The organism is Dysosmobacter sp. Phy, from assembly GCF_054476235.1.
The window spans coordinates 1,079,470-1,104,486 of the sequence record NZ_CM136997.1 but is presented as its reverse complement, the minus strand read 5'-3'; the positions used below and the strand labels follow the sequence as shown (position 1 = coordinate 1,104,486).

The 25,017-nt window shown below is 65.8% G+C and carries 24 protein-coding genes; 15 read left to right on the top strand and 9 right to left on the bottom strand.

The window, feature by feature from the left end:
* Positions 1 to 51: 51 nt before the first annotated feature.
* The 6 genes from ACVDHE_RS05425 to mnmE form a co-directional block, all read right to left on the bottom strand.
* The gene (locus ACVDHE_RS05425) at positions 52 to 849 is read right to left on the bottom strand and encodes a ParB/RepB/Spo0J family partition protein (RefSeq protein WP_458885864.1); all 798 of its coding nucleotides are present in this window, start codon (positions 847 to 849) and stop codon (positions 52 to 54) included.
* 132 nt (positions 850 to 981) lie between these two features.
* Positions 982 to 1,980: a bile acid:sodium symporter family protein gene (locus tag ACVDHE_RS05420; RefSeq protein WP_458885863.1), complete on the bottom strand. Its 999-nt coding sequence runs from the start codon at positions 1,978 to 1,980 to the stop codon at positions 982 to 984.
* Positions 1,981 to 2,019: 39 nt separating this feature from the next.
* Positions 2,020 to 2,994, bottom strand: coding sequence for a 50S ribosomal protein L11 methyltransferase (gene prmA, locus ACVDHE_RS05415; protein ID WP_325224664.1), 975 nt, complete (start codon positions 2,992 to 2,994; stop codon positions 2,020 to 2,022).
* Positions 2,995 to 3,091: 97 nt separating this feature from the next.
* Positions 3,092 to 3,964 carry a DegV family protein gene (locus tag ACVDHE_RS05410; RefSeq protein WP_458885862.1) on the bottom strand — a complete coding sequence of 291 codons (873 nt, stop codon included), beginning with the start codon at positions 3,962 to 3,964 and terminating at the stop codon, positions 3,092 to 3,094.
* 3 nt (positions 3,965 to 3,967) lie between these two features.
* Positions 3,968 to 4,540: a DUF1836 domain-containing protein gene (locus ACVDHE_RS05405; RefSeq protein WP_418725224.1), complete on the bottom strand. Its 573-nt coding sequence runs from the start codon at positions 4,538 to 4,540 to the stop codon at positions 3,968 to 3,970.
* Between the two features lie 151 nt (positions 4,541 to 4,691).
* Positions 4,692 to 6,062 (bottom strand): tRNA uridine-5-carboxymethylaminomethyl(34) synthesis GTPase MnmE, encoded by a 1,371-nt coding sequence (gene mnmE / locus ACVDHE_RS05400; protein ID WP_458885861.1) that lies wholly within the window; start codon positions 6,060 to 6,062, stop codon positions 4,692 to 4,694.
* 280 nt (positions 6,063 to 6,342) lie between these two features.
* On the opposite strand from mnmE, the gene ACVDHE_RS05395 reads away from it, so the two are divergent.
* Positions 6,343 to 7,413 (top strand): S-layer homology domain-containing protein, encoded by a 1,071-nt coding sequence (locus ACVDHE_RS05395; RefSeq protein WP_458885860.1) that lies wholly within the window; start codon positions 6,343 to 6,345, stop codon positions 7,411 to 7,413.
* A gap of 192 nt (positions 7,414 to 7,605) precedes the next feature.
* Here the strand turns inward: ACVDHE_RS05395 and ACVDHE_RS05390 are convergent, their stop codons facing one another.
* Entirely contained in the window at positions 7,606 to 9,756 is a 2,151-nt protein-coding gene (locus ACVDHE_RS05390; protein WP_458885859.1) for a polyribonucleotide nucleotidyltransferase, read from the bottom strand.
* A gap of 206 nt (positions 9,757 to 9,962) precedes the next feature.
* Entirely contained in the window at positions 9,963 to 10,229 is a 267-nt protein-coding gene (rpsO, locus tag ACVDHE_RS05385) for a 30S ribosomal protein S15 (RefSeq protein ID WP_325224652.1), read from the bottom strand.
* Between the two features lie 295 nt (positions 10,230 to 10,524).
* On the opposite strand from rpsO, the gene ACVDHE_RS05380 reads away from it, so the two are divergent.
* The 12 genes from ACVDHE_RS05380 to miaB all read left to right on the top strand — a co-directional run bounded on the left by ACVDHE_RS05380 (position 10,525) and on the right by miaB (position 23,622).
* The gene (locus ACVDHE_RS05380; RefSeq protein ID WP_213037164.1) at positions 10,525 to 10,893 is read left to right on the top strand and encodes a GntR family transcriptional regulator; all 369 of its coding nucleotides are present in this window, start codon (positions 10,525 to 10,527) and stop codon (positions 10,891 to 10,893) included.
* Entirely contained in the window at positions 10,890 to 11,786 is an 897-nt protein-coding gene (locus ACVDHE_RS05375; protein WP_213037163.1) for an ABC transporter ATP-binding protein, read from the top strand. The genes ACVDHE_RS05380 and ACVDHE_RS05375 overlap by 4 nt, the downstream gene beginning before the upstream one ends.
* The gene (locus tag ACVDHE_RS05370) at positions 11,761 to 13,656 is read left to right on the top strand and encodes a hypothetical protein (protein ID WP_458885858.1); all 1,896 of its coding nucleotides are present in this window, start codon (positions 11,761 to 11,763) and stop codon (positions 13,654 to 13,656) included. The genes ACVDHE_RS05375 and ACVDHE_RS05370 overlap by 26 nt, the downstream gene beginning before the upstream one ends.
* Positions 13,657 to 13,659: 3 nt before the next feature.
* Entirely contained in the window at positions 13,660 to 14,358 is a 699-nt protein-coding gene (locus ACVDHE_RS05365; protein ID WP_458885857.1) for a peptidoglycan recognition protein family protein, read from the top strand.
* Between the two features lie 98 nt (positions 14,359 to 14,456).
* On the top strand, positions 14,457 to 14,627 hold the full coding sequence (locus ACVDHE_RS05360) for a hypothetical protein (RefSeq protein WP_213037161.1): 171 nt from the start codon (positions 14,457 to 14,459) through the stop codon (positions 14,625 to 14,627).
* Between the two features lie 13 nt (positions 14,628 to 14,640).
* Positions 14,641 to 14,874 carry a hypothetical protein gene (locus ACVDHE_RS05355; protein ID WP_213037160.1) on the top strand — a complete coding sequence of 78 codons (234 nt, stop codon included), beginning with the start codon at positions 14,641 to 14,643 and terminating at the stop codon, positions 14,872 to 14,874.
* Positions 14,875 to 14,899: 25 nt separating this feature from the next.
* Positions 14,900 to 16,183, top strand: coding sequence for a hypothetical protein (locus tag ACVDHE_RS05350; RefSeq protein ID WP_458885855.1), 1,284 nt, complete (start codon positions 14,900 to 14,902; stop codon positions 16,181 to 16,183).
* A gap of 398 nt (positions 16,184 to 16,581) precedes the next feature.
* Positions 16,582 to 19,395, top strand: coding sequence for an isoleucine--tRNA ligase (gene ileS / locus ACVDHE_RS05345; protein ID WP_458885854.1), 2,814 nt, complete (start codon positions 16,582 to 16,584; stop codon positions 19,393 to 19,395).
* 333 nt (positions 19,396 to 19,728) lie between these two features.
* Positions 19,729 to 20,211, top strand: a complete 483-nt coding sequence (gene lspA / locus ACVDHE_RS05340) for a signal peptidase II (RefSeq protein ID WP_458885852.1) — start codon at positions 19,729 to 19,731, stop codon at positions 20,209 to 20,211.
* Positions 20,204 to 21,121 carry an RluA family pseudouridine synthase gene (locus tag ACVDHE_RS05335; RefSeq protein ID WP_458885851.1) on the top strand — a complete coding sequence of 306 codons (918 nt, stop codon included), beginning with the start codon at positions 20,204 to 20,206 and terminating at the stop codon, positions 21,119 to 21,121. The genes lspA and ACVDHE_RS05335 overlap by 8 nt, the downstream gene beginning before the upstream one ends.
* 52 nt (positions 21,122 to 21,173) lie before the next feature.
* Complete coding sequence (locus ACVDHE_RS05330) at positions 21,174 to 21,875, top strand: HAD family hydrolase (RefSeq protein ID WP_458885850.1); 702 nt, start codon at positions 21,174 to 21,176, stop codon at positions 21,873 to 21,875.
* A gap of 334 nt (positions 21,876 to 22,209) precedes the next feature.
* Entirely contained in the window at positions 22,210 to 23,622 is a 1,413-nt protein-coding gene (gene miaB / locus ACVDHE_RS05325; protein ID WP_458885849.1) for a tRNA (N6-isopentenyl adenosine(37)-C2)-methylthiotransferase MiaB, read from the top strand.
* Here miaB and ACVDHE_RS05320 read toward each other — a convergent pair.
* The gene (locus ACVDHE_RS05320) at positions 23,619 to 23,879 is read right to left on the bottom strand and encodes a hypothetical protein (protein ID WP_213037154.1); all 261 of its coding nucleotides are present in this window, start codon (positions 23,877 to 23,879) and stop codon (positions 23,619 to 23,621) included. The genes miaB and ACVDHE_RS05320 overlap by 4 nt on opposite strands.
* Before the next feature lie 86 nt (positions 23,880 to 23,965).
* Here ACVDHE_RS05320 and ACVDHE_RS05315 point away from each other — a divergent pair, with 86 nt between their 5' ends.
* Together ACVDHE_RS05315 and ACVDHE_RS05310 are read left to right on the top strand one after the other, a co-directional pair.
* Complete coding sequence (locus tag ACVDHE_RS05315) at positions 23,966 to 24,175, top strand: helix-turn-helix domain-containing protein (protein WP_249539215.1); 210 nt, start codon at positions 23,966 to 23,968, stop codon at positions 24,173 to 24,175.
* Positions 24,172 to 24,996, top strand: coding sequence for an MBL fold metallo-hydrolase (locus ACVDHE_RS05310; RefSeq protein WP_418726270.1), 825 nt, complete (start codon positions 24,172 to 24,174; stop codon positions 24,994 to 24,996). Before ACVDHE_RS05315 ends, ACVDHE_RS05310 begins: the two co-directional genes overlap by 4 nt.
* Positions 24,997 to 25,017: the final 21 nt, after the last annotated feature.

Genomic DNA, 25,017 nt, shown 5'->3' with positions numbered 1-25,017 from the left:
TTTTAGCACAGTTTTTTGGGAAATGCATTACAATCCCGTAACAACTGCCCTTCAGGCCCGTTTTTCCCGCCGCTTGGGGATGCGGATGGTGAGGATGATGTCCTCCTCCGTCTCCTGCCGCTCCGTTCGGGCGTCCACGCCGGCGTCCCGGATCAGCCGCACCCCCCGGTCCACGCTGTTGAGGAACAGCCGCACGTCTTTGATGATGTAGGCCCGCCGCCCCGCGGGGGGCGTGGACTGGAGCACCTCCAGCCGCCGGTCCACGTACCGCTCCGCATGGGCCACGTTCAGCCCCGCGGAGACGAAGTGCCGCGCGGCGGCAAGGCGTTCTTCCTCGTCCTCCAGCCGCAGCAGGCACCGGGCGTGGCGCTCGGTGAGGCCGCCCTCCGTCACGGCGGCGCGGCAGGCGGGGCTCAGGCGCAGCAGCCGCAGCTTGTTGGCCAGGGCCGAGGGGGACATCCCCAGCTGCTCCGCCGCCGCCTCCTGGGTCAGACCCGACCGGCGGAGGAAGGCGGCGATGGCCTCCGCCTCCTCCAGATAGTGCAGGTCCTGGCGCTGGAGGTTCTCCACCAGGGCCAGGGCCGCCGAGGACTGGTCGTCCGCCGTCCGCTCCAGGCAGGGCACGCGGGGCTGCTCCGCCAGCACCGCCGCCCGCAGCCGCCGCTCTCCCGCCACCAGCTCCCAGCCGCCTTCCGTCCATCGCACCGTCAGGGGCTGGAGCACGCCGTGGGCGCGGATGGAGTCCGCCAGGCCCTCCAGCTCCGCCTGCGAAAAGGTCCGCCGGGGCTGGGCGGGATTGGGCCGGATCTCCTCCGGCGCCAGCCACAGCACCCTCTGTTCCTGCGCCATGGGATCACCTCCTGTTCATTTCCTCCATTTTACAGAGGCCGTCCCAAAAAGGCAGGGGGAATCTGTCGAGAACCCTTGCGCGCAAAAAAAGGAGGCCGCCGCAGCGGCCTCCCGGGAGGCAGGGAAAAACGCTCAGACGTCCTCCCCGGCGGTCTCCAGGGAGCGGCGGTACGCCGCCTCGTCGGCCCGGCCGGGCTTGGTGGCCCGGAGGGCCTTGACGATGAAGGCCGTGGTGGCCTGCAAAAACACCGGCGAGAAGGCCACGGGGAACAGCACGTCGGCGGGGAAGAAGGCCATGGCCAGCACGGCGCCGGCGCTGATGTTGCGCATCCCGCTGTTCAGGGCCACGGTCTGGACGGTGGCAAAGTCCAGCTTTAAAAGCCGCCCGGCCCAGTAGCCCAGGAAGAAGCCCAGCAGGCACAGGAAGAAGGCCGCCGCCATCACCGTCACCAGGGTGGGGGTCAGGTTCCGCAGGAAGGGGGCGCAGCCGGTGGCGTTGGCCAGAATGATCATCAGCAGGGCCAGCTTGGCGAAGGGGGCCAGCCGGGGCTTGAGGGTGCGGGCCACGGCGCCGCCGGTGGTCTGGAACAGCACCATGGCAGCCAGGGCCGGCAGGGCCACCATCACCATCAGATCGCCCATCATGCCCCAGGTGTCCAGCTCCACCACGGACCCCACCAGCAGCCGCATGGTCAGCGGCACCACCAGGGGGGACAGCAGCGTATCCAGCAGCACCACCGACAAACACAGCGAGGTGTTGCCCCGGTTCATGCCCACCCACATCAGCGAGGCCACGCCGGTGGGGATGGCGTACTCCAGCACCAGTCCCGTGGTGAACAGGGGCGCCTGGGGGAAGAGCACCGTCCCCAGGCCCAGGGTGATCAGTGGCATCACCACGTGCAGCAGGACGAAGATCACCGCCACCGGCAGGGGCCGGCGGATCTCCTGCCACAGCTCCCGGAACCCGCCGCCCAGGCTGTTGGCGAAGGTCATGAAGGCGAACAGGGCCACCGTCACGGTGTTGATATGGGAAAAAATCTCCGGAAAGGCGATGCCCACCGCCACGCAGCACAGCACCACCGGCGCCATGTGACGGCTCACGAAGCCGTCAATCCGATACAAGGTTTCCAAAGCCACATCTCCGTTTTCATCAGAATGGGGAAGGCGTCCTCAGCGGCAGAGATAGGAGAACCACCCCTCGGCGTCCCGGGTCTCCAGGATCTCCAGCCCGGCGGCGGTCAGGGCCGCCGCCACCTCCTCCGCCCGGTCGTCGATGATGCCGGAGCAGAGGAACAGCCCGCCCGGGGCCAGGAAGGACTGGACCATGGGCGCCAGGGCCTTGATGACGTCGGCCACGATGTTGGCCACCACGATCTGGTAGCCGCTGCCCACCCGGGCCCGGAAGGTCTCGTCGGAGAGCACGTCGCCCACCAGCACGGTGTAGGTGTCGGCGCCGATGCCGTTGAGGGCGGCGTTGTCATAGGCCACGGTCAGGCACTTGTCGTCGATGTCTGTGGCGGCAGCTTCGGCGGCCCCCAGACGCAGGGCGGCGATGGAGAGGATGCCGCTGCCGCAGCCCAGGTCCAGCACCCGCTCGCCGCCGCGGATGTGCCGCTCCAGGGCGGTCAGGCACAGCCGGGTGGTGGCGTGGCTGCCGGTGCCGAAGGTGAGGCCCGGGTCCAGGATCAGGGGCACCCGGCCCTGGGAGAGCAGCGCTTTCACCTTGGGGTCCTCCTGGAGCCACTGGGGGATCACCAGCAGCCGCTCCCCGATCTCCATGGGCTTGTAGTACTGCTTCCAGTTGTTCTCCCAGTCGGCGTCCTCCAGATCCTCCAGGGTCATCAGCAGCGTGCCGCAGTCCGTCCGCTGCTGCTTGAGGGCCTCCAGGGCGATGCGGACCTCGCCCATTTTGGCAAAGCCCGTCTCGTCCGCCGGCAGATAGAAGGTCACCCGGGACCGGCCCCGCATGGCCTTCTCCAGGTCCTCGTCCACATAGTCCCAGTACTGGCGGTTGTTCTCCAGAAAGTCCTGGAACTCCTCCTCGTCGTCGATGACCAGACCGTCGATGTCCAGGGACGAGAGCAGGGCCTCCACGGTCTCCAGGCCGCTGTGATTGGTGTCGATGTGCAGTTCCAGCCATTTCATGGCGATCTCTCCTTCTGTCCGCCGGAGCGGAAAATCGGCTCCCGCCGGGAGCGAAACAGGGCGCCTCCGCCCGGGAACGGGGGAGGCGCCGGGGATTTCAGCGCTTGGTGCCCAGGAAGAACAGCGCCAGGGTGCCGGGACCGGAGTGGTTGCCGATCACGGGGCCCACGTAATTGAGCCGGATGTCCCGGGTGCCGAAGCGGCGGGTGATCTCCCCCGCCACAAACAGGGCGTCGCCCTCGCAGTCGCCGTGGCTGATGAACACGGTCTGGCTGGCCGGGTCGATGGCGGTGGCCTCCATCTGGTCCACCAGGGCCAGCAGGGAGGACTTGCGGCCCCGGGCCTTGCTGACGGGGACCAGGTGGCCGCCGTCGTCCACGTGCATGACGGGCTTGATGGAGAGCATGGTGCCGAAGAGGGCCGTGGCGGCGCTGATGCGGCCGCCCCGCTTGAGGTGGTTGAGGTCGTCCACCGTGAACCAGTGGCAGACCTTTCCCTTGGTCTCCTCGGCGAAGGTGTGGACCTCCTCCAGAGAGCGGCCCTTGCGCCGCTCCTGGGCGCACAGGTATACCAGGAGCCCCTGGCCCAGAGAGGCGCACAGGGAGTCCACCACCAGGATCTTCCGGTCGGGGAACTCCTCGGCCAGGTCCGCCGCGGCAATGGCGGCGGACTGGTACGTGGCGGACAGGGCGGAGGAGAAGTTGATGCACAAAATGTCCTTTCCGGCGGAGAGGATCTTCCGCATCTCCGCGGCAAACTCGCCCACGCTGACGGCGGAGGTGGTGGCAAGCTGGCCGGAGCGGATCTTCGCATAGAACTCCTGGAAGCCGATCTCCCGGCCGTCCAGCCAGTTGCGGTATACCGCGTCTCCCATGTGGAGGCTCAGAGGCAGCACGCTCAGCTCCAGCTCCTCCGCCAGAGCGGAGGTCATGTCGCAGCAGCTGTCCGTCATGATCACATAATCAGCCATGGCTCAGTCCCTCTCCTTGTCCTTTTTGGATTTCTCTTTCCCCCGGGGGGAGGCCTCCGCCTCCTGGGCCTGCTTGCGCTGGCGCAGCAGGCTCACGTACCGGCTGCTGGCCACGCCGGCGGCGTAGCTCATCAGGGCGAAGTGGATGGCCGCGTCGGCCAGCTCGTCGTCCCCGGTCCGGTCCTCCATCTCGTCGGCGGCGATGTTGAGGGCCTTGTCCAGGCTGGCGCAGAAGGCGGCGTAGCCGTCGGCGATGGGCCGGTCCCCCTGGAGCTCCTCCTTGATGAGCAGGTCCATGTCCCGGGTGGACATGACCCGCTTGAGCACGCAGATGGCGGTGAGATAGGCCAGGTGGTCCCGGCCGTATTTCTTCCCGTCGGCCCGGGGCACCAGGCCGCTTTTGGTGTAGTTGTTCACCATGGCGGCGGTGAGGCCGTCGTCCTCGTCGAACCGGATCACCTGCCGGTCCATGTAGCTGAGGACCTGGTCCATATACAGGGAGAAGTCCGGCAGCTGGTCCCAGGGCACCGGCCGCTGCTTCCGCAGCCGCTCCCGCAGAACGGTCAGATCATACATGTGTCTCACTCCTTTGCCCGTCCGGCGGGGACTCGGTCAGGGTTCACGCCGGTATGCGCACATATTTTGGCAGTTAAGAAGTATAACACAGGAATGTGATTTTGTAAACCGCGTTTTGAAAAGTTGGGAACTATTTTTGCCGAAAAATGAACTATTTCCCCACGCAGAACCGCTGGAAGATCCGGGAGACGATGGCCTCCCCGGCGGTGCGGCCGGTCAGCTCGCCCAGGGCGGAGAGGGCCTCCTCCGCGTCGGTGAGGACGGCGTCCGGCGTCATGCCGCTCTCCAGGGCCTCCGCCGCCCGGGAGATGGCCCGCCGGGCCCGGAGGGCTGCCTCCTGCTGGCGCTCGTTGGTGAGAACGGCGCCGTCGGCCCCGTCCCCGGCGGGGAAGAGGGACGCCACTGCGTCCTCCAGCAGGGAGATACCCTCCCCGGTCCGGGCGGAGAGGCGGATGGCGGCGGAAGGGCTGCCGGTGCCGTCCACCAGGGCGTCCGGCGCGGCGCCCAGGTCCAGCTTGGACAGGATCACGATGACGGGAGCCCCGCTTTTCCGGGCCAGGTCCAGCACCGCCCGGTCCTCCGCCGTCGGGGCGGAGGAGCCGTCGATCACCGCCAGGATCAGATCGGCGCTCTCCAGGGCGCGGCGGCTGCGCTCCACACCCAGCCGCTCCACGGTGTCGGCGGTGTCCCGGATGCCGGCGGTGTCGGTCAGCCGCAGCCGCACCCCGCCGCAGAGCACCGATTCCTCCACGGTGTCCCGGGTGGTGCCGGGGATATCGGTGACGAGGCAGCGCTCATACCCGGCCAGGGCATTGAGCAGGGAGCTCTTCCCGGCGTTGGGGCGGCCGATGATGGCGGTGCGGACGCCGCTTTTCAGCACCCGGCCCCGGTCGCAGGTGGCCAGCAGCCGGTCCAGGATGGCGGCGCAGTCCCGGAGGGAGGCGGCCAGTTCCGCCGGTCCCAGGTCCTGGATGTCCTCGTCAGGGTAGTCCACCACGGCGTAGAACTGGCTGGTCATGTCCAGCAGACGGTCGTAGACCGCCTCGAAATCCCGACGCAGGCTCCCGCCCAGCTGGGCGGCGGCGTTGCGGGCGGCGGCAGCGGTCTCCGATTCGATCAGGTCTGCCACGGCCTCCGCCTCGGTCAGGTCCAGGCGGCCGTTGAGGAAGGCCCGCTTGGTGAATTCTCCGGGCCCGGCCTGCCGGGCGCCGGCGGCGAACAGGGCGGAGAGCACCTCCCGCAGCACCACCGGTGAGCCGTGGCAGTGGAACTCGGCGCTGTCCTCGCCGGTGTAGCTGTGGGGGCCGGGAAAGCGGACCGCAAGACCGCGGTCGATGCACCGGCCCTGCCGGTCCAGCAAGCTCCCGTAGGTCATCTTCCGGGGCTCCAGAGCGGCAAAGGACTGCTCGAGCGCCGGTGTGAACACGGCGGCGCACAGATCAAAACACCCCTGGCCCGACACCCGCACCACCCCGATGGCGGTGGGAGCGGCGCCGGTGGCGATGGCGGCAATGACGTCCATGGAATCAAGTCCTTTCAGTGTGCATCCGCAGGATGCGGACATGCAGATGTTGGAAAAAGCGGGGGGGGGGGGAGAAATATGCGGCGGCTTTGAAAGTAAGGCTTGCGTTTTTCCACCGCGTCCGCTAAAATCGACCCTAAGATACCGGTGGGCCGGCCCACTGCTCCTCATTATAGAAGGAGCGGGGGTCCATTGCAAGCCCGGCGGGAAACAGGGACACTCCCGACGGCCTCGCCGGCCGGCGGCTGGTCATATTTTCAATATAAAAGGAGACTGGACCATGAAAAAGCGTATTGCATCCCTGTTGCTGGCTCTGGTGTTGTGCCTGGGGCTGACGGTGTCTGCGGCCGCTGCCGAGGAGCAGAAGATCACCGTGGGCGACAAGACCTATGGCGCCCTGTTGGAGGCGATCATGTCCGAGACCAAGGCTGACTCCGTCACCGCCCGTCTGGACAGCGACGTGACCCTCACTGCCGCCGTGGTGATCGGCTCCAGCGATTATAACGGACAGTTCAAGGAGCCCATGACCGTCACCGCCAAGAACGTCACCATCGATCTCAACGGCCACACCCTGACCGCAGCCAAGGACTGCGCCGTCTTTGAGGTCCAGAAGGACTACACCCTGACCATCGTGGATGGCTCCGAGGCCAAGACCGGCAAGCTGGACTGCGGCGCGGAAGAGGCCGTGGTGGTGGCTGAGGGCGCCACCTACAACGCCCTGCCCGCCGCTGAGGAAAAGCCCGCCGAGGAGAAGCCCGCCGAGGAGAAGCCTGCCGAGGAGAAGCCCGCCGCGAACCCCTTCACCGACGTGGCGGAGACCGCCTACTATTATGAGGCCGTGCTGTGGGCCGTGGAAAACAACATCACCACCGGCAAGACGGAGACCACCTTCGTTCCCGGCGAGACCTGCACCACGGCGCACATCCTGACCTTCCTGTGGCGTGCCAACGGCTCTCCCGAGCCCACGATCACCGAGAACCCCTTTACCGACGTGAAGGAGACCGACTATTTCTACAAGGCCGCCCTGTGGGCCGCTGAGAAGGAGCTGGTGTCCGGCAATGTGTTCACTCCCTCCGCCCCCTGCACCCGCGGCCAGACCATGCTGTACCTGTATCTGCTGGCCGGCTCTCCGGACGCTGAGCTGAGCACCTTCACCGATGTGCCCGCCGATTCCGTCTATTCCAAGGCCATCTCCTGGGCCGTGACCCAGGGCATCACCACCGGCAAGACGGAGACCACCTTTGCCCCTGACGAGATCTGCACCCGCGGTCACATCGTGACCTTCCTGTATCGCGCCGACAAGGCCGCCACCGAGGCGGCTTCCGCCACTGCGACGGAGACCCCCGCGTAAGAACCCCTCCCCCGGAAACCAACAGGAGGCCGCCCGAACGGGCGGCCTCCGTTTTTTCAGACAGCCCGAGGGCCGGGGGCTCCAATGCGCCGGAAAGGCGTCCGGTGCCTTCGGGAAAGGGGCCGGCAGAGACAAAAAAGGACCGGACGCAGCTGCGTCCGGTCCTTTTGCCGGTAAATGGGATGGGGGATCTCACTTGATCCGCTCGCCGGCGGCCTCCTTGGCGCGGATCTCCTTGACGGCGTCCTTGTGAGAGAGGTTCACGCGGCCCTTCTCGTCGATGTCGGTGACCTTCACCCACATCATGTCGCCGATCTTGCAGGCGTCCTCCACCTTCTCGATGCGGTGGTCGGCCAGCTTGGAGATATGCACCAGGCCGTCCTTGCCGGGGGCCAGCTCCACGAAGGCGCCGAAGGTCATCAGGCGCACCACGCGGCCGTAGTACAGCGCGCCCACCTCGGGCACGAACACGATGTCGTCGATGCACTTCTTGGCGGCGTCGCAGGAAGCGGCGTCCACGCCGGCGATGAAGATGGAGCCGTCGTCGTTGATGTCGATTTTGGCGCCGGTGTCGGCCACGATCTTCTGGATGACCTTGCCGCCGGAGCCGATGACCTCCCGGATCTTGGAGGGGTCGATGTGCATGGTCAGCATCTTGGGGGCGTACTTGCTGACCTCCTTGCGGGGCTGGTCGATCACGGGCAGCATGATCTGGTCCAGGATCTGGCAGCGGGCGTCGTAGGTGGTGTCCAGGGCCTCCTTGATGATCTCCATGGTGAGGCCGTCGTTCTTCAGGTCCATCTGGATGGCGGTGATGCCCTTCTTGGTGCCGCCCACCTTGAAGTCCATCTCGCCGTGGAAGTCCTCCACGCCCTGGATGTCGATGAAGGTGGTGAAGGAGCCGTCGTCGTCCTGGATCAATCCGCAGGAGATGCCGGCCACGGGGGCCTTGATGGGCACGCCGGCGTCCATCAGGGCCAGGGTGGAGCCGCAGATGGAGCCCTGGGAGGTGGAGCCGTTGGAGCTGAGGACCTCGCTGACCACGCGGATGGCGTAGGGGAACTCGTCCACGCTGGGGAGAACGGGCAGCAGGGCCCGCTCGGCCAGGGCGCCGTGGCCGATCTCACGACGGCCGGGAGAGCGGGCGGGCTTGGCCTCGCCCACGGAGTAGCCGGGGAAGTTGTAGTGGTGCATATAGCGCTTCTCCGTCTCCTCCCAGATGGTGTCCAGCTTCTGGCAGGCGGAGAGGGTGTCCAGGGTGCACACGGAGAGCACCTGGGTCTGGCCGCGGGTGAACAGGCCGGAGCCGTGGGCCCGGGGCAGCACGCCCACCTCGGCGCTGAGGGGACGGATCTCGTTCTTCTGGCGGCCGTCCACGCGGTGGCCCTCCAGCAGCCAGGCCTTGACGATCTTCTTCTGGAACTTGTAGGTGAACTCCTCCAGGTACTTGTCCATGTCGGGGTACTGCTCCAGGTACTTCTCGTGCCACTTCTCGATCATGGCGTTCCAGCGGGCCTCGCGGACGTTCTTGTCGTCGGTGTCCAGGGCGGCCTTGGCCTCGTCCATGAAGTTGGCGACGATGTCGTCGAAGAGCTCCTGGTTGAAGTCGGCGTGGGGATAGTCGAACTTGGGCTTGCCCACCTCGCTGACCATGCGGTCGATCAGGGCGATGACCTTCTGGTTCTCCTCGTGGGCGGACTTGATGGCCTCGAACATGACGTCGTTGGGGACCTCGTTGGCGCCGGCCTCGATCATGACCACCTTCTTGCGGGTGGAGACTACGGTCACGTCCAGGTCGCTGACCTTACGCTGCTCGCTGTCGGGGTTGAAGACCAGCTTGCCGTCCACCAGGCCCACCTTCAGCGCGCCCACGGGGCCGTTCCAGGGGATGTCGGAGATGGCGAGAGCCGCAGAGGTGCCGATCAGGGCGGCGATCTCGGGAGAGCAGTCGTGGTCCACGCTCATGACCGTGGCCATGATAGAGACGTCGTTGCGGAAGTCATAGGGGAACAGGGGGCGGATGGGCCGGTCGATGACACGGCTGGTCAGGATGCCCTTCTCGCCGGGGCGGCCCTCCCGGCGGTTGAAGCTGCCGGGGATGCGGCCCACGGAGTAGAGCTTCTCCTCAAAGTCCACGCTCAGGGGGAAGAAGTCGATGCCGTCCCGGGGCCGGGGAGCGGCGGTGGCGCACACCAGCACACGGGTGTCGCCGTAGCCCACCATGACGGCGGCGTTGGCCAGCTCCGCCAGCTTGCCGACCTCCATGGTCAGCGGCCGGCCGGCCAGCTCCATTTCATACTTGCGGTAGTTGGGATACTGTCTGTGGGTGATGATGGTTGACATGGCTTGTCTCCTTTTCATTTGGTCTGGAGCCGCGCGCGAAAGCCAACCCATTTAGCACTTGAAACCGCCTCCGGACCGCATTCCGGGGGTGCTTTCAACTGCTAAAGGATTTGTGCGGCTTCCGCACGGGCGGGGCGGATGGTCACGCGGGAAAAAATGTGAAAGAAGGGTGGTGCAGGGACGCCCACACCACCCTATTTCAGCGCTTACTTACGGATGCCCAGCTTGGCGATCAGGGCGCGGTAACGCTCGATGTCCTTCTTCTGCAGGTAGTCCAGCAGACGGCGGCGCTTACCGACCATCTGCAGCAGGCCCCGGTTGGAGTGCTTGTCCTGGGGGTTCTTCTGCATGTGGAGGGTCAGCTGGTTGATCCGCTCGGTCAGAATGGCGATCTGGACCTCGGGAGAACCGGTGTCGCTCTCGTGGGTGCGGTTGGCGTCGATGATGGCAGTCTTCTGTTCTTTGCGCAGCATGGATGGTTTCCACCTTTCATATAATGTTGCCCGCTGGCTGCGTTCAGGGCCGGTGAATCTCCGCCGGACGAAGCCCAGGGGCGAGGCACGATTGCCGTGCCTAACGAAATATATCACAGAAATTCCCGGTTGTAAAGGGAAATCTGCGGGTTTTTCCGGTTGTCCGGGCAAAAAAACCGGCAAAAAAGCGCTGATACGGAGGTGTTGACAGGGGGAGAGGGGGTGTGTTATATTAACTGTACTAGTACAGTTAATACGGCGGCGGAGACGGCCGCCGCGGAAGGAAGGTGACACGATGATCAGCCTGAACTATCGGGACTCCCGACCCATCTATGAGCAGATCAAGGATGGATTGAGAAAGCTGATCGTCACCGGCGCCCTGCGGACAGATGATAAGCTGCCCTCTGTCCGGGCGCTGGCGCAGCAGTTGTCCATCAATCCCAACACCATCCAGCGGGCCTACAACGAACTGGAGGGAGAGGGATACATTTACTCTGTTCCGGGTAAGGGAAGCTTCGCTGCCGCCGTGGCCGGAGCCGATACCGAGCGCAAGCGGGAGCTGCTGGCCCGGGTGCGGGAGATGCTGTCGGAGCTGCGGTATCTGGGCGTGACCCGGAAGGAGCTGCTGGCGCTGCTGGATGAGAAGGAGGTGGAGCGGGCATGATCGAAGTGAAGGATCTGGTCAAGCGGTTTGAGGGCTTTGCGGCTCTGGACGGGGCCACGCTGTCGGTGCCCGCCGGCTCTGTCTACGGACTGGTGGGGCCCAACGGGGCCGGCAAGTCCACCCTGATCCGGCATCTGACCGGCATCTGCCGCCAGGACGGCGGCACCGTCCGCATGGGCGGGGAGGACGTGTGGGAGAACGCCGGATTGAAAAGCCGCATCGCCTCCATCCCGGACGACTGGTACTATTTCCTCCAGTCCTCCATCCGGGATATGATGCGCTTTTACCGGGGCTTTTATCCCCATTTCTCCATGGAGCGGTACGAAAAGCTCAAGGAGGTCTTTCAGATCGACGAGCGGCGGCTGCTGCGCCGCCTGAGCAAGGGCATGCAGAAGCAGGCCGCCTTCTGGCTGGCTCTTTGCTGCATGCCGGAATATCTGATTTTGGATGAGCCGGTGGACGGGCTGGACCCGGTGATGCGGCGGCAGGTGTGGTCGCTGGTGCTGGGGGATGTGGCCCAGCGGGGCACCACGGTGCTGGTCAGCTCTCACAACCTGCGGGAGCTGGAGGATGTGTGCGACCACGTGGGCATCATGGACCACGGCAGGGTGCTGCTGGAGCGGAGCCTGGCCCAGCTCCAGGACAACATGGTGAAGATGCAGGTGGTGTTCCGGGAGGGGGAGGACCAGGTGCCCCCCGGAGTGCCGGTGCTCCATGCCTCCCGGGTGGGCCGCATCCACACCCTCATCATGCGCATGAGCGCGGAGGAGGCCCAGAGATGCCTGGCGCCCTACGATCCGCTGCTGGCGGACGCGGTGCCGCTGACACTGGAGGAGATCTTTATTTACGAGCTGGGAGGTGCGGACTATGCAGTCAAAGACATCGTGCTTTAACGGCGCGCTGCTGCGCAAGAACCTGACCCGGTTCTGGCCGTTGTGGGCGGTCTATGCGGTGGCCTGGCTGCTGGCGGGGCCGGTGGCCCGGTTCGTCGCCGCCTTCGGCCGCTACGCCGAGCCGGACAGGATTTTCCGGGCGGCGGAATTGACCCGGGATCTGCTGAGCACCTGGAGCAATTTCGGCCTTTTCTGCGCCGTTGTGGCCGGCATTCTGTTTGCCATGGCGCTGTTCTCCTATCTGACGGTTCCCAGAGCGGTGGGCCTGTTTCACAGCCTGCCCGTCCGGAGGGAGGGCCTGTTTCTTACCAATTACCTGACCGGACTGCTGGTGGCCGTTGCGGTACAGGTGACCTGCGCCGTACTGGAGGCGCTGGTGCTGCTGAGCGCCGGGGCCCTGAACGGCACCGCGCTGCTGAGCGCCCTGGCCTGCGGCCTGGGGCAGATGCTGTTTTTCTACTCCTTTGCCGTGCTGTGCGTGACGTTCACCGGGCAGATCCTCATGGCGCCGGTGCTCTACGGCGTGCTCAACGCGCTGGTGATGGGCCTGTGCGGCCTGGTCCAGCAGATGGCCCAGGCGTTCTATTACGGATTCAACTACTCGGCTCCTGCCTGGGCCATATGGCTGACGCCGGTCATGGGACTGAGCGAGAAGCTGTCGATCGAGGGTACTTACGATGAGGCCCTGGAGCGGACCTTGAACTGGCACCTGGAGGGCCTGGTCACTCTGGCCATCTATGCCGCTGTGGGCGCGGTGCTGGCCCTGGCGGCGCTGGCCGTCTACCGCCGCCGGCCCAGCGAGACCGCCGGGGACACGGTGGCCGTCCGGTGGGCGAAGCCCGTGTTTTTGTGGGGTGTGGCCCTGTGCGCCGCCCTGTCGCTGGGACAGGGCCTGTACTATCTGGTCCTGGACCCCATGCTGGGGAGCTGGAAGGTCTGGTTCCCGGGGATGATGGGCTGTGTGGTGGCCATGGGCCTGCTGGGCTACTGGGGCGCGGCCATGCTGATGCGCAAATCCTTCCGGGTCCTGCGCGCCACCTGGAAGGGAGGCGTGCTGTGCGCCGCGGTAGTGGCGGCACTGTGTCTGTGCGTCCGGGCGGACGTGCTGGGCGTGGAGAGCTATGTTCCGCCGCTCCAGGAGGTGGAGAGCCTCACCTTTGAGATCGACGGACAGAACACCTACTATTACGGTGAGCTGAAGGCGCCGGATGAGATCCAGCGGTTTCTGGACATCCAGACGGCCGTCCTGGCGGAGAAGGAGCATCTGCGCCGCAATGAGAGCGGCAATGGACCGCAGGCTTCCGGAGACAGTGAACTCCGCCTGCTGTGGGGACGGCTGGATCTGCGCTATGAGCTGACGGACGGCACCACGCTCCGCCGCTCTTACGGGCTCAATTATTACGTCTCAGAGCTGGATCAGCCGGACAGCGCCATGGCCCGGCTGGCGGAGCTGGCTGCGGACCCCGTGGTCCAGCGGCCCCAGCTGGAGATTGACTCCCTGCTGCGGTTCACCGGCGGTGATTTCATTCAGGGCAGCCAGGGCGTCAGCCTGAGCGCCGCAGACGCGCAGACCCTCTATGCCGCCATTTTGAAGGATATGGAGGCGGGCCGATTCGGCCGCAACGCCTTCAGGCCGGACCGGTGGGAGCAGGAGACCTACACCAACCGCCTGGCGCTCTACTATATCCGCGAACTGGACAAAACAGGCGAGCCCATCACAGACTCCCTGGACCTGGACTTCTCCGTCAACGCTACGGAGCTGCTCTCCGCTCTGGAGGAGCTGGGGCTGACAAAGGAGATTCCCCTGGTGACCTATGCCCAGGAGGACCAGCAGTCCGAGTCCCGGAACTGGACGGAAGCGGTGGGGTGAGCCATGGAGGAGACCGTCTATGAGATGCCCCGGCGCCGCCGGTCTCACCGGCACCGGCGGCGCCCGGCCCGGCGCAAGCGCAGGCCGCTGACGCTGGTGCTGTTGGCTGCGGCGGCGCTGGCCGGCGCCGTCTTGTGGCTGAACCGGGACACGGGACTGCCGGGAGAGCATGTGGCGCTTCCGTCGTATGTGGAGCAGGATCTGCTGCCCATCAACGAGTGGTCCCGGCCGGGCACGGAGCTGGAAGAGATCCGCGGCGTGGTCATCCACTACGTGGGCAACCCCGGCACCGCCGCCCGGGCCAACCGCAACTACTTCGCGTCCCTGGCCGATGGAACGGAGGGGACCTACGCCTCCAGTCACTTTATCGTGGGCCTGGAGGGGGAGGTGATCCAGTGCGTGCCCCTGACGGAGATCGCCTATGCCTCCAATGAGCGCAACGACGACACGATCGCCATTGAGGTCTGTCACCCTGATGCGGCGGGGCAGTTTTCGGATGTCACCTACTGGCGGACCGTGGAACTGACCGCCTGGCTGTGCCACACCTTTCATCTGGACCCGGAGCGGGACGTGATCCGTCACTACGATGTCACCGGTAAGCGCTGCCCCGTCTACTACGTGGAGCATCCCGAGGCCTGGGAGGATTTCCTGGTGGATGTGGCCGCCGCGGCGGAGAGCCTGGCGGCGGAGGATGCCGCCTGAAAAAAATTTCTTTTGCGTGAAACAAAACCCATTGTTCAATCGTCTTATAAGTATACGCGCCATGTGTGCGTGAGCTTGAAGAAGGGAGCCTTTCGATCATGGAGCAGAACACCGGCGTCGTGACATTGTGGCGTATGTGGGTGGATACCCAGCGCCGCATCGTATCCTTCCACGAGGAGGAAGGCTGCCAGCTGCTGGAATTCCGCAGCCGGGAGATGTTCCTCCGGTGCGTGGACCAATACTCCGGCAGACAATACCGCTATCAGTGAGGCGAAACAGACGGTGAGAGCGAAACTGGCGTTTCAGATGACCTTTTTGCTGGTGGGCTTTCTGACGGTCCTGGAGTTCGTGGCCCTGCGGGGCCAGTTCGCCTGGGTGGTGATGGTGGGGGCCACGGTGGCCTTCGGCCTCATCAACATCCTGCTGTTCTGCCGGGACCGGGAGTGGCTGCCGGCCCTCCACTACTTACTGACCACCATTGCCCTGTGCATGGGCTATTTCGTGCTGGCCGCCTGAGCGGCGGCCGGAAGGAGCGATCCCTATGGCACTACGCAAGCGGGCATCGGGGCTGATCTGCCTGCTGCTGGTCACAGCGGCGGCGATGCTGCTGGCCGGACGCCCCACCTCCGCCAGGCCCATTCCTCCGGCGCAGGAGGAGCAGGATGCCGCCCAGACCCTGGAGGACGATGCCCTCCAGTATGAGGAGCCCTCCCCGGTGCGGATCATCTCCCTGAAGGAGCTGGAGCCGGTGGATACCGCGGCGAAGAACCGCCTCTGCTGGGGAGCGGAGGGACTGTTTGTCCCGGCAGATGCGGCGGAGATGGCGGATATCCTGGCGGAACTGAATTTGGATGACGGCACGTGCATCAGGCTCTACGCCACGGCGGAGGGCCTGGTGTACGGCGCCTTTTTGCGCCCTGAGAGCCAGTGGATCCGCTTCATCCAGCTGTATGACGGCCGGGGGAGGATGCCCGATTACACCCAGGGCGTCACCCTCACAGCCTTCTCCGGTGTGCTGGGGGAGGACGGGTTTTTGCTGCGGACCGGCGATCCTCCCGGCGCGGGGATCTACCGGTATCGCTTCTACTGGTTCGACAGCGCCGGGGAGCTGCGGGTGGTGGAGCCCTGCCTGGACCCGGTATCCCTGGATCTGGACGGCGGCGGGGAGCCGGAGCTGGTCTACGAGGTGGCGGAGTGGTGGAGTGGCCTGACCTTCTTCCACCGGGCGGCGGACGGCAGCGTCTATCAGGTGAGTCCCGGCCAGTATATCGGCGGCGGGAGCGCCGTCCTGGAGGCAATGGAGGCCGAGGGACCCGGCCCGGTCCGGCTGATCTTCCGCTATCGGGAAACGGACGGAGGAGAGTGGAAGTTCTGCGCTGCGACCCTGGAGGACGGGGCGCTGAAGCTGGAGATGGACATTGTCTATGTGCCGGCGCAGATCCAGCCCGCGCCGCTGCCTGCTGATCCGACCGACGGGAGGACCCGCTCCTGCCGTCTTTCGGTGACCGGCCCCGGCGGACAGGGCGTGGAGGATGCCGGCGCGGCGGCGGAGGAGGAATTCTGGGCCATGCTGTGGTCCGGCTCCGGGTCTGGGAGGGAAGGCGCCGTCCTGATCCCCACGGACGCGCCCCTGGACGAGGCCGCGGCCTACACGGTGACCTTCACGCCGGAGACGGGAACGCCCTTGTCCTGGACCCTGGACGGCCAGGGCGTATGCCGCTTCAGCGGCCTGGAGGGCAATTACCGCATGGCCTCCACCGGCTGGGGATCCCTGCCGGAGTGGTGCTGGGACACCATGGCCCTCTATTGCAGGGCTGCCGCATAGGGCGGCGAAGGCGGTTTTTGCAAAAACCGCCTTGACAAACCGGAAAAATGTGATACGATAATCGGGTAAAATGAAACATTTGGCGTGGAAAAGGACGAGTAACCCCTCAGTTTCTGCAAAGAGAGCCGCCGGTTTGGTGCAAGGCGGACGGAAGCGCCGGGCGAAAATCACCTTGGAGCCTCCTGCTGAAAGACGACGCGAGTAGGTAAGGACGCGTGGTGCCCGTTACAGCACCGGCCCGTGACGGCGGGCAGCGAGCGGCCGCGCCCCGCAAGGGGACGGCAACCGAGAGTGGTACCGCAGAGTGTTTGACCAAACGCTTTGTCTCTTGAGAAAGAGGCAAAGCGTTTTTTGTATTTCATCAACAAAACCATTTCAGGATAAAAGGAGACACGGCAATGGACTACAACAAGACCATCAATCTGCCAAAGACCGACTTCCCCATGCGGGCGGGCCTGCCCAAGCGGGAGCCGGAGATGCTCAGGCGCTGGCAGGAGCAGGACGTGTATAACGAGCTGCTCAAGAAGAACGAGGGCAAGCCCCGGTTCAACCTCCACGACGGCCCTCCGTTCTCCAACGGCGCCCTCCACATGGGCCACGCCCTGAACAAGGCCATCAAGGACTTCATCACCCGGTCCTACGCCATGCGGGGCTACTACACCCCCTATATCCCCGGCTGGGACAACCACGGCATGCCCATCGAGTCCGCCATCATCAAGCAGAACAAGCTGGACCGCAAGAAGATGTCCGTGCCCGAGTTCCGCTCCGCCTGCCAGGACTTCGCCCGCCACTATATGGGCGTTCAGAGCGAGGGCTTCCAGCGCATGGGCGTCATCGGCGACTGGGAACACCCCTACGCCACCATGGACCCGGGCTTTGAGGCCGAGGAGGTGAAGGTGTTCGGCGAGATGTACAAGAAGGGCTATATCTACAAGGGCCTCAAGCCCGTGTACTGGTGCCCCCACGACGAGACCGCCCTGGCCGAGGCCGAGATCGAGTACCAGGACGACCCCTGCACCACCGTGTACGTGAAGTTCCCCATGCACGACGACCAGGGCAAGCTCTCCGCCTACGACAAGAGCAAGCTCTTCTTCGTGATCTGGACCACCACCATCTGGACGCTGCCGGGCAACCTGGCCATCGCCCTGCACCCCGACGAGTCCTACGCCCTGGTGAAGGCCTCGGGCGGCGAGGTCTATATCATGGCCGAGGCCCTGGTGGAGAAGGTCATGAGCCTGGGCGGCTTTGACAGCTGGGAGGTCGTGGAGACCCACCCCGGCGCCTTCTTTGAGAACATGCTGGCAGACCATCCCTTCCTGCCCAAGACTTCCCGCCTGCTGCTGGCGGACTACGTCACCATGGACTCCGGTACCGGCTGCGTCCACACCGCGCCGGGCTTTGGCGCCGACGACTATGAGACCTGCAAGCGCTACGGCATGGACATGGTGGTGCCCGTGGACGACCAGGGCCGCCACACCGACTATGCCGGCAAGTACGCCGGGCTCAAGACTGAGGAGTCCAACCCCATCATCCTCCAGGATATGAAGGACAGCGGCATGCTCTTTGCCCAGGAGGAGATCGTCCACAGCTATCCCCACTGCTGGCGCTGCAAGGGCCCCATCATCTTCCGGGCCACGCCCCAGTGGTTCTGCTCCGTGGAGTCCTTCAAGGACGAGGCCTGCGCCGCCTGCGACGACGTGCGCTGGGTGCCCGGCTGGGGCATCGACCGCATGAAGTCCATGGTCCGGGAGCGCACCGACTGGTGCATCTCCCGCCAGCGCAAGTGGGGCCTGCCCATCCCCGTGGTGTACTGCAAGGACTGCGGCAAGCCCATCGTCACCGACGAGACCATCGCCGCCATCTCCGCCCTGTTTGAGAAGGAGGGCTCCAACGCCTGGTTCGCCAAGACCGCCGAGGAGATCCTGCCGGCGGGCTTCACCTGCCCCCACTGCGGCGGCAAGAGCGGCTTCGAGAAGGAAGAGGACACCCTGGACGGCTGGTTCGACTCCGGCTCCACCCACTTCGCCGCCATGAAGCGGGACCAGGGCTGGTGGCCCGCCAACATGTACCTGGAGGGCCTGGATCAGTACCGCGGCTGGTTCCAGTCCGCGCTGCTGACCGCCGTGGGCGCCTTCGGTAAGGGCGCGCCCTTCCAGGAGTGCGTCACCCACGGCTGGACCGTGGACGGCGAGGGCAAGGCCATGCACAAGTCCCTGGGCAACGGCATGGACCCCTATGAGATCATGGACAAGTACGGCGCGGACCTGCTGCGGCTCTGGGCCGCCAGCGCCGACTACCACGCCGACGTCCGCTGCTCCGACGCCATCTTCAAGCAGCTGAGCCAGAACTACCTGAAGTTCCGCAACACCGCCCGGTACTGCCTGGGGAACCTGGACGGCTTCGACCCCGACCAGCTGGTGGCCCCGGAGGAGATGGAGGAGCTGGACCGCTGGGCCGTCACCCGCCTCAACGCCCTGATCGAAAAGTGCGCCAAGGCCTACGACGACTATGAGTTCCTGGTGGTCACCCACGCCGTCAACGACTTCTGCGTGGTGGAGCTCTCCAACTTCTACCTGGACATCATCAAGGACCGGCTGTACTGCGAGGAGGCCGAAGGCACCAAGCGCCGCAGCGCCCAGACCGCCCTGTTCCTGATCCTGGACACCATGACCAAGATCATGGCCCCCATCCTGGCCTTCACCTGCGACGAGATCTGGCAGTCCATGACCCACCGGTCCGGCGACGACGGCCGCAACGTGGTGTTCAACGACATGAACCAGCCCTTCCAGGAGTACGACCTGGGGGACCTGGTCTCCTGGGGCACCATGATCCAGCTGCGGGACGGCGTGAACGCTGCCCTGGAGGCTGCCCGGAACGAGAAGAAGATCGGCAAGAGCCTGGAAGCCCATGTCTCCATTGTCACCGGGGAGGAAAAGCCGCCGGTGGACCTGTCCGATCTGCGGGAGCACTTCACCCAGCAGTGGTGGGCGGACTTCTTCATTGTCTCCGGGGTGGACTTCGTCACCGATCCCACCCTCTACAGCCAGGCCGCCGGCACCCCCCTCAACGGCGTACGGGTGGTGGTGAGTCAGGCCAAGGGTGAGAAGTGCGAGCGCTGCTGGATGCACAGCCCCACCGTGGGTGCCGACGCGGACCACCCCACCCTGTGCGCCCGCTGCGCCCAGGTGGTCCGCAAGCTGCCCCAGTTCTGATTGTTCCCGCTCACCGGAAAGGGCCCGGAAGCCGTCGGCTTCCGGGCCTCGTGTTTGCCGGAAAAGAAGGAAAGACTTGCGCGGCGGGGAGGAAGGGTGTGCGCGTGAAACCCGGGAGGGGTGTCCCGCGCCATTTGGATCACTCGTTTTCAGCCCGCTTCAAGGGGCTGAAAAACGCGGACAGCCTGCCGGAAAGTCCTTCCGGCGGGCTGCCGCCCGGAAGCCGATGGCTTCCGGGCCTTTTTCCGCGGGGCGGTTGCTTTTTGGCGGCGGAGCGTGTAAACTGAGACCCATCCAACGAAACCGGGGCGCCGCCCCGAAAAGGAGTATCGCATGCTGTACGCCCTGTTTTCCATTGCCGCCCTGGGCCTGCTGGCTCTGGACCAGTGGGTCAAGCACTATGTCACCCTCTATATCCCCCTGGGGGACGCCCGGCCCCTGTGGCCGGGGGTGGTGGAGCTTTGCACCGTCCACAACTACGGCGCCGCCTGGTCCAGCTTCTCCGGCAGCAGATGGCTGCTGGTGGCCGTCACGAGCGTGATCGTGCTGGCGGTGCTGGCCCTGCTGCTGCGCCGGACCGTCCGCCATCCCCTGGGCCTGGCCGCCTGCTTCCTGGTCATCGCCGGGGGCGTGGGCAACATCCTCGACCGGGTGCGGCTGGGGTACGTGGTGGACATGTTCCACTTCGAGTTCTGGCCCAGCTACCCGGTGTTCAACGTGGCGGACATCTGCATCGTCTGCGGCGCGGTGCTGGGCGTGATCTACTACCTGTGGTTCTATGAAAAGTACGACAAGCGGGAGCGCCGCCATGGATGAGCGGATTTTGACCGCCGCCCCGGAGGACGCCGGCAAGCGGCTGGACGCCTTTTTGGCGGAGGCCCTGCCGGAGCTGACCCGCTCCGCCGCAGCCCGCCTGTGCCAGGAGGGGCAGGTGACCGCCGGGGGCAAGCCCCTGGCGAAAAACGCCCGCCTCACCGGCGGCGAGACCATCGCCGTCACCCTGCCGGACCCGGAGCCCATGGAGGCCGTGGCCCAGGACATCCCGCTGGACGTGGTGTACGAGGACGCCGACGTGATCGTGGTCAACAAGCCCAAGGGGCTGGTGGTCCACCCGGCCCCCGGCCACCCGGACGGAACGCTGGTCAACGCCCTGCTCCACCACTGCGGGGACTCCCTCTCCGGCGTGGGCGGGGCGCTGCGGCCCGGCATCGTCCACCGGATCGACCGGGACACCTCCGGCCTCATCATCGCCGCCAAGAACGACTTCGCCCACCAATCGCTCTCCGCCCAGCTCCAGGACCACACCCTTGCCCGGATCTACCGCTGCATCGTGGTGGGGAACCTTCGGGAGGATACGGGCACCGTGGACGCCCCCATCGGCCGCTGCCCCACGGACCGGAAGAAGATGGCCGTGGTGGCAAACGGCCGCAGCGCCGTGACCCACTGGACCGTGCTGGAGCGGTTTCAGGGCTTCACTTATGTGGAGTGCCGCCTGGAGACCGGCCGCACCCACCAGATCCGGGTCCACATGGCGAGCATCGGCCACCCCATCCTGGGCGACACGGTGTACGGCGCCAAAAAGGCCGTCCCCGGCCTCCAGGGCCAGTGCCTCCACGCCGTGGGCCTGCGGTTCCTCCACCCCCGGACCGGGGAGGCGGTGGAGCTCTGGTGCGACCTGCCGGAGGAATTTCGGGCCCAGCTGCGAAAGCTGGAAAAACGGACGTAAGATCCGGGGCGCAGCCCCGACATTGGAATGACCGACGAAAGGGGAGCAGACCATGCTGGACGCCATTTTGTGGGACTACGACGGCACCATCGCCGATACGCCGGTGAAGAACCTGGCGGTGACCAAGGCGGTGCTCTTCCGGCTGGACCCGGCCCTGCTGGACCCCGTGCCGCAGGCCCTGCGGAGCCTCGCCGCCTATCGGGAGGCCAACTACCGCTGGAACAACTGGCGGGAGCTGTACGTCCGGGCCTTCGGCGTCCCGCCGGAGCGGCTGGACGAGGCCGGGCGGCTGTGGGGCCCCTGCCAGCTGGCGGACGAGACCCTGCCGCCTCTCTTCGAAGGCCTGCCGGAGGCCCTGGCGCAGCTGGGGTCCGTGCCCATGGGCATCTGCTCCCAGAACGACCCGGACAACATCCGCGCCGCCCTGGCCGCCCACGGAGTGGGGGACCGGTTCGCCGCCGTGGTGGGCCACGCCGACGTACCCTTTGACTGCCAGAAGCCCCACCCCGCCGCCTTCCTGGCCTGCCTGGACCGCCTGGGCATCCGCTCCGGGCGCTTTGCCTACATCGGGGACCACGCCGCCGACGTGGTATTCGGCCGCCGCGCCCAGGCCGCGCTGGAGGCCCAGGGGCGCCGGGCGTCCGTGTTCTGCGTCACCGCCGCCTGGGGCGGCGTCGTCGCCCCGGAGGAGACCGGCGCCGACGCCGTGGCCCGCACCCCGGCGGAGCTGGCGGAATTGCTCCTGCACCGATAGAAAAACAGGCCGCTCCTCACGGGGCGGCCTGCCGGATTGTCAAAAAAGCGATCCTGCACAAGGAGACTTGTCGCCCGCAGGCGGCGGCAGCCATAAAAATCCTGTCATTTCCGGGGGCGTGTACCTCGGAAATGACATTGCTCACGCAAGGCGTGCCGACTTTTCCGTATGGAATCGAGGGCCGACTTGCGTGCAATCCTTTTCGAAAAAGCGGCACAGCCGCTTTTTCGGCAGTAGGCCGCTCCTCACGGGGCGGCCTGTTTTTCAACTTGTGCTTTTTGCCTTGGTATGGTATTATAAATTAGTTAAAGTATCTGAATTTGGAGGAACTGATTTGGAACGGCAGAACGTGCTGGTGCGCCAGGAGGACCTGGACCGCCAGCGGACATTTGAAGAGAAGATCCGGGCGATGTTCGCCGCCCGGGAGGCCCACCCGATGGCCTGCGTGGATACCTTCGGCTGCCAGCAGAACGTGGCCGACGGCCAGAAGCTCATGGGCATGCTGGCCGAGTGCGGCTTCACCTTCACGTCGGACCCCGCCGAGGCGGACCTGGTGATCCTGAACACCTGCGCCGTTCGGGAGCACGCCGAGGACCGGGTGTTCGGCAACCTGGGCGCCCTGACCCACACGAAGAAGGAAAACCCCGAGCAGGTGATCTGCCTTTGCGGCTGCATGGCCCAGGAGCCCCGGGTCTCCGAGCGGGTGAAAAAGTCCTATCCCCATGTAAATCTGGTGTTCGGGCCCCACGCCCTGTGGAAGTTCCCGGAGCTTCTCTGGCAGGTCTATGAGCGCCGCAAGCGGGTCTTTTCCGTGGCGGACGAGCACGGCACCATCGCCGAGGGCATCCCCGTGGTGCGGGAGAAGGGCGTCAAGGCCTGGGTCTCCATCATGTACGGCTGCAACAACTTCTGCTCCTACTGCATCGTGCCCTACGTCCGGGGCCGGGAGCGGAGCCGGGACCCCCAGGCGGTCCTGGCGGAGGTCCGGGAGCTGGTGGAGGCCGGATACCGGGACATCACCCTCCTGGGCCAGAACGTCAACTCCTACGGAAACGACCTGGACCTGGACTATCACTTCCCGGACCTGCTGGCGGACATCGACGCTATCCCCGGGGACTACTGGATCCGCTTCATGTCCAGCCATCCCAAGGACGCGACGCAGCGCCTCTTTGACGTGATGGCGGCCAGCCGCCACGTGGCCCATCAGCTGCACCTGCCCTTCCAGTCCGGCAACGACCGGGTGCTCCGGGAGATGAACCGGCGCTACACCCGGCAGCAGTATCTGGACCTCATTCACTATGCCAAATCCGTCATGCCGGACCTGGTGCTGACCTCCGACGTCATCATCGGCTTCCCCGGCGAGACCGAGGCCGAGGCCATGGACACCGTCTCCCTGGTGGAGGAGGTGGGCTTCGACGCCCTCTTCACCTTCATCTACTCCCCCCGCCCCGGCACCAAGGCCGCCGAAATGCCGGACCCGGCCACCCGGGCGGAGAAGCAGCAGTGGTTCGACAGGCTCCTGGAGGTCCAGAACGCCATGTCGGCCTCTCTCCACGCCGCCTACGTGGGCAGGACCGTCCGCGTCCTGGTGGACGGGGAGAGCGACGATGGGGACTACCCCCTCTCCTCTCGGACCGAGGGCAACCGGCTGGTGCGCCTCAAGGGGGACAAGGCCCTGATCGGCCAGTTCCTGGACGTGGAGATCACCGGCAGCAACACCTGGGCGCTGTACGGCGTGCCGGTCTAACGGAAGATGGTCCGGCCCAGCAGAAAGGCCTGCCGGGCCAGGGCGTCCTGGTAGTGGGCGGCGCTGTCGTTGCGGCAGTCCTCGTAGGTGAGGAACAGCGCCCGCTGCTCCGCCGTGAAGGTGGCCTCCAGCGCCCGGAGGGCGTCGCTCTCCCGGGCCATGGCCGCGTAATAGCCGCCGGGCAGAAAGGACGGGGCCCGGTCCTCCAGGTCGTTCAGCAGCACCGTGATGTAATCGTCCATTTCGATCACCGCCAAAATCAATTTGACATTCCAGAACAGGAACCTTATGATGACAGTATAATATTCCTGTTCAGGAATGTCAAGAGAGGCTGGAGAGACGTATGAACTTTTCAGAGCATCTTGTGTTCCTGCGGGAAAAGAGAAAAATCTCCCAGAAGGAGCTTGCCAAAGCCATTGGCATCAGCGTCCACGCCTACCAGCGGTTCGAGTACGGGGAACAGGAGCCCCGGCTGTCCGTGCTGGTGGCCCTGGCCGATTTTTACGGCCTGACCCTGGACGAGCTGGTCTGCCGGGAAAGGAGCCAACCATGAAGATCGTGACCCTGCTGGAAAACACCGCCTGCAAGGACGGTCTCTGCGCCGCCCACGGGCTGAGTCTGTACATCGAGACGCCCCGCCACAAGATTCTCTTCGACATGGGGCCCAACGACGGCTTCCTGACCAACGCGAAAGCCCTGGGGGTGGACCTGGCGGCGGTGGACACCGCCGTGCTCTCCCACGGCCACTATGACCACGGCGGGGGGCTTGCCGCCTTCTGCGAGGCCAACTCCCGGGCGGAGGTGCTGATCCACATGGACGCCTTCGGGGACTTTTACGCCGTCAACGAAGGGCGGGAGCCCCGGTACATCGGCCTGGACCCGGAGCTGTGGCAGATCGAGAGCCGGGTGCTGCCCACCGGCGGCCTCCTGCGGCTGGACGACGAGCTGACCCTCTTTGCCGACGAGGGGGAGGACTTCCCGGCCCTGGCGGCCTCCGCCGCCCTCCAGGTGCGGACGGAGGAGGGCTTCCGGCCCGACGACTTCGCCCACGAGCAGAACCTGCTGATCCAGGCAGGGGGGAAGGCGGTGCTGATCTGCGGCTGCGCCCACCGGGGCGTGGTGAACATCCGGGACCGGGCGGCGGAGCTGCTGGGCCGGATGCCGGACGCAGTGATCGGCGGGTTCCACTTCTTTGAGCTGACGCCGGGGCCCGACGCCGACCGGCTCATCGACGACACCGGCCGGGCCCTGCTGGCGGGGGAGACGGTGTACTACACCGGCCACTGCACCGGGGCCTACGCCTATGAGCGCCTGTCCGCCATCCTGGGCCAGCGTCTGCGGCCCCTGAGCGGCGGCGCGGTGGTGGAGATCTGAGAAAGCGAATTCAGAACTATG

What these genes read in the sequence shown, in the direction of transcription:
- ACVDHE_RS05425 (WP_458885864.1), bottom strand. Translation starts at nt 849, where the DNA reads ATGGCGCAGGAACAGAGGGTGCTGTGGCTGGCGCCGGAGGAGATCCGG.
- prmA (WP_325224664.1), bottom strand. Translation starts at nt 2,994, where the DNA reads ATGAAATGGCTGGAACTGCACATCGACACCAATCACAGCGGCCTGGAG.
- ACVDHE_RS05410 (WP_458885862.1), bottom strand. Translation starts at nt 3,964, where the DNA reads ATGGCTGATTATGTGATCATGACGGACAGCTGCTGCGACATGACCTCC.
- ACVDHE_RS05405 (WP_418725224.1), bottom strand. Translation starts at nt 4,540, where the DNA reads ATGTATGATCTGACCGTTCTGCGGGAGCGGCTGCGGAAGCAGCGGCCG.
- mnmE (WP_458885861.1), bottom strand. Translation starts at nt 6,062, where the DNA reads ATGGACGTCATTGCCGCCATCGCCACCGGCGCCGCTCCCACCGCCATC.
- ACVDHE_RS05395 (WP_458885860.1), top strand. Translation starts at nt 6,343, where the DNA reads ATGAAAAAGCGTATTGCATCCCTGTTGCTGGCTCTGGTGTTGTGCCTG.
- ACVDHE_RS05390 (WP_458885859.1), bottom strand. Translation starts at nt 9,756, where the DNA reads ATGTCAACCATCATCACCCACAGACAGTATCCCAACTACCGCAAGTAT.
- rpsO (WP_325224652.1), bottom strand. Translation starts at nt 10,229, where the DNA reads ATGCTGCGCAAAGAACAGAAGACTGCCATCATCGACGCCAACCGCACC.
- ACVDHE_RS05380 (WP_213037164.1), top strand. Translation starts at nt 10,525, where the DNA reads ATGATCAGCCTGAACTATCGGGACTCCCGACCCATCTATGAGCAGATC.
- ACVDHE_RS05375 (WP_213037163.1), top strand. Translation starts at nt 10,890, where the DNA reads ATGATCGAAGTGAAGGATCTGGTCAAGCGGTTTGAGGGCTTTGCGGCT.
- ACVDHE_RS05370 (WP_458885858.1), top strand. Translation starts at nt 11,761, where the DNA reads ATGCAGTCAAAGACATCGTGCTTTAACGGCGCGCTGCTGCGCAAGAAC.
- ACVDHE_RS05365 (WP_458885857.1), top strand. Translation starts at nt 13,660, where the DNA reads ATGGAGGAGACCGTCTATGAGATGCCCCGGCGCCGCCGGTCTCACCGG.
- ACVDHE_RS05360 (WP_213037161.1), top strand. Translation starts at nt 14,457, where the DNA reads ATGGAGCAGAACACCGGCGTCGTGACATTGTGGCGTATGTGGGTGGAT.
- ACVDHE_RS05350 (WP_458885855.1), top strand. Translation starts at nt 14,900, where the DNA reads ATGGCACTACGCAAGCGGGCATCGGGGCTGATCTGCCTGCTGCTGGTC.
- ileS (WP_458885854.1), top strand. Translation starts at nt 16,582, where the DNA reads ATGGACTACAACAAGACCATCAATCTGCCAAAGACCGACTTCCCCATG.
- lspA (WP_458885852.1), top strand. Translation starts at nt 19,729, where the DNA reads ATGCTGTACGCCCTGTTTTCCATTGCCGCCCTGGGCCTGCTGGCTCTG.
- ACVDHE_RS05335 (WP_458885851.1), top strand. Translation starts at nt 20,204, where the DNA reads ATGGATGAGCGGATTTTGACCGCCGCCCCGGAGGACGCCGGCAAGCGG.
- ACVDHE_RS05330 (WP_458885850.1), top strand. Translation starts at nt 21,174, where the DNA reads ATGCTGGACGCCATTTTGTGGGACTACGACGGCACCATCGCCGATACG.
- ACVDHE_RS05315 (WP_249539215.1), top strand. Translation starts at nt 23,966, where the DNA reads ATGAACTTTTCAGAGCATCTTGTGTTCCTGCGGGAAAAGAGAAAAATC.
- ACVDHE_RS05310 (WP_418726270.1), top strand. Translation starts at nt 24,172, where the DNA reads ATGAAGATCGTGACCCTGCTGGAAAACACCGCCTGCAAGGACGGTCTC.